This is a genomic window from uncultured Campylobacter sp. (assembly GCF_938040115.1).
Lineage (GTDB): Bacteria > Campylobacterota > Campylobacteria > Campylobacterales > Campylobacteraceae > Campylobacter_A.
The window spans coordinates 1-2,752 of the sequence record NZ_CALHXD010000058.1 but is presented as its reverse complement, the minus strand read 5'-3'; the positions used below and the strand labels follow the sequence as shown (position 1 = coordinate 2,752).

The window sequence follows — 2,752 nt, the reverse complement described above, 5'->3', positions numbered from 1 at the left end:
CAGATAATAATATGTGCGTTAGCTGCCATATGCCCGAAGTCGCAAAAGACGTCGGCGCGACTCCGATCCCTAAATCGCACCTTTATAGCATAAGGAACAAAAAAGACCTCGACGGTAAGCTTAGCGACGACCGCTTTAACTGTACCGTTTGCCACGTACCGCAGGCGAACGTAGAGGTTAAGTTTAAAAATAACTTTAAGCCGGAGTACCGTGACGCTAACTCGTCTCAGCATTCCAATCTGTTAGACGTACTAAACGAAGGCGTTAGGTGAGCGTATCCAGACGCGAGCTATTTACTAAATTTTTGGGCGGCAAAACCGCTCAAAAATTTATCGCTCCGCCTTATTTTTGTGGAGAATTTAACTGTGCTGATTGCGAAGCGCCTTGCGTTAGTGCTTGCGATAGAGAGCTTTTAAGCTTTGAAAATGAAAGAATAAATTTTAAATTTAAGTCCTTGGGTTGTAACTTTTGTAAAGAGTGCGCGCTCGCTTGCGAAGAGGCGGGACGAGAGGTTTTAAATTTAAAATTCGCAGCTAAAATCGAAGCTAAAATTTTTATCGACGTGCATAGCTGTCTTGCGTGGAACGGCACGATTTGCTGTAGCTGTCAGGATATTTGCAAATTTAGAGCGATCGATTTTTTAGGCGTTTTTCGTCCGAGCGTAAATCAAAAATGCACGGGCTGCGCACAGTGTATGGAAGTTTGCTTCGCGAATAGTATCAAAATGGAGGCGTTATGAGAAAATTTATTTTATTTTTTACGGCGATTTTTTGCTTAAATTTGACCGCAAATTTGGCGGCCGCACCGCTTGAGATATCACAACCTGATAAGGTCATAAAAGCCGGCGCAAACGTGATAAGCTCAAATTTGATAGATGAAATTTTATATCTGGGTACGGACGGCAGCGAGCTTGATATCTACGACATAAAGGCGGATAAATTTTTAGAACCGATCAAATTTCGCACGGTCAAAACACACTTTAGCGACGAAGAGCCAGCAAAAATTTTTAGCATCGACCGGCTGGGCGATATGCTTTTGGTTTTAACAGAGATGGACTATAACGAGCGATATTTGTACGTTTTTAAAAAAGAAAACGATAGCTGGAGCGAGGTTAGCAATATGCACCTAGCCAATAAATCCGCTAAAAAAGCCTTTTTTATAGATGAAAAAACTGCGGTAGTATCGGACTTTGGCAATGAAATTTACTACATCGATCTAGAGAGCAAAAAAGCGGTCTTTAAACATAAATTTTCTATCGCGCTTTACGTGGATTTTGAGATCAACAAAACCCGCGACAAAATCGCTATCGGAGCCGAAAGCGGCGTGATTTATATCTACAATCTAAAAACTCGCCAAACCGAGCAAACGCTAAATTTCTTTAAAGACAATATGTACGACATCGACTACAAAAATGACGTCGTAGCCGTGGGCTGCATCGACAAACAAGCAGGCGTTTTTAACGGCTCAATGAGCTATTTTAAGTCTGATTTTATCGTTTATGCGACGGGGCTTAGCGACGACGCCAAAACGCTAGCCTATATGAACGGTGAAGAGAGCGATATTCTGGTCTACGATATCGCAAGTAAGACAAAACTCGCGACCGTAAAAACCGGACAGCAAATTTTAAATGAAATTTACCTCTCTGATAGCGGCAGGCTAATCAGCGTCGCGTACGAAAAAGAGGTTAAATTTTGGAGCGTAAAATGAATATATCAAGTGCGATAGTATATACAAAAGACGGAAACGAAGCCGCCGAGGTGGCTAAAAGAATCGAGCAAGTAAAAGGCTGCGAGGTCATCGCCGCGCAAGACGGCAAGATCGTAGTCGTGATGAGCGCGGAAAATTTAGACGGTGAGATAGAGCTATTTAAAGCGCTAGAGGGCGTAGAGGGCGTCTCAGGAGCCGCGATGATATACAGCTATCAAGAGGATTTGCAACAAGATATCGAAAGCATCAAAAAAAGCGGCAAGATAAGCGAAATTTTACTCGACGAAAACGTCGATGCCAAGGACATCGTATATAACGGCCACGTCGGCGATAGGGTAAAATAATTTTTTACCCGTTAACTTTATCCTAAATTTGACGATATATAATACAGAATAAAATCTAAAGGATAAAAAATGCAAAGCATGAACGGCTTACCCCAAAATCTATACATCCCGCAACCTCGCTACGACGTGCATAACGTCCAAAACTCGGCAAGCGTAGATCAAAACGAAAATATCAAAAGAATGCAAGAAACCTATGCAAATATCGACGTAAAGCAGCTAACGAATAGCTATTTGTCGCATTTTCAGGCTAGGGCTGACTCAAATGCGAGCTCAAATTTCTTGTCTCAGGTTTCGGCCTTTAACGGTTCTGCAAAATTTAACGATATTTTCGGCGCTCAAAACAAAAGTATAAATTCTCTAAACGATATCTTGTCCGGCGTCGATTTTAAATCTATCGGCTACGAGGGCAAGCCTATAACGCAACTAAGCCAAAGCGAAGCTAGCGATCTAGTGAGCGAGAATGGATTTTTCGGTATCGCAAATACTGCGGATAGGATTTCAAATTTTATCATTAGCGCCGCCGGAGACGACTTGCAAAAGCTAGAAGCCGGAAAAGAAGGTATGCTAAGGGGCTTTAAAGAGGCTGAGAAAATTTGGGGTGGCGAGCTACCTGAAATTTCGCAAAAAACGATAGAAAAAGCAACGCAAGCCGTAGATAAAAGAATAGCCGAACTTGGCGGGAACGTGCTCAGTGTTCAGGC

At 42.4% G+C, this 2,752-nt stretch carries 5 protein-coding genes; all 5 read left to right on the top strand.

The features are described from left to right. Window positions 1–272 (top strand): nitrate reductase cytochrome c-type subunit (locus Q0314_RS02365; RefSeq protein ID WP_298056111.1); only part of this gene is annotated, 272 nt, incomplete at its 5' end. Beyond that, complete coding sequence (locus Q0314_RS02360; protein WP_298056109.1) at window positions 269–739, top strand: 4Fe-4S ferredoxin; 471 nt, start codon at window positions 269–271, stop codon at window positions 737–739. The genes Q0314_RS02365 and Q0314_RS02360, both read left to right, overlap by 4 nt. Beyond that, window positions 736–1,707 carry a nitrate reductase gene (locus Q0314_RS02355; RefSeq protein WP_298056106.1) on the top strand — a complete coding sequence of 324 codons (972 nt, stop codon included), beginning with the start codon at window positions 736–738 and terminating at the stop codon, window positions 1,705–1,707. Before Q0314_RS02360 ends, Q0314_RS02355 begins: the two co-directional genes overlap by 4 nt. Continuing rightward, window positions 1,704–2,051, top strand: coding sequence for a chaperone NapD (locus Q0314_RS02350; protein WP_002953138.1), 348 nt, complete (start codon window positions 1,704–1,706; stop codon window positions 2,049–2,051). The genes Q0314_RS02355 and Q0314_RS02350 overlap by 4 nt, the downstream gene beginning before the upstream one ends. Window positions 2,052–2,120: 69 nt before the next feature. Next, window positions 2,121–2,752: hydrogenase-4 component G (locus Q0314_RS02345; protein WP_298056101.1), on the top strand; the 632-nt coding region annotated here is incomplete at its 3' end.

What these genes read in the sequence shown, in the direction of transcription:
- Q0314_RS02355 (WP_298056106.1), top strand. Translation starts at nt 736, where the DNA reads ATGAGAAAATTTATTTTATTTTTTACGGCGATTTTTTGCTTAAATTTG.
- Q0314_RS02350 (WP_002953138.1), top strand. Translation starts at nt 1,704, where the DNA reads ATGAATATATCAAGTGCGATAGTATATACAAAAGACGGAAACGAAGCC.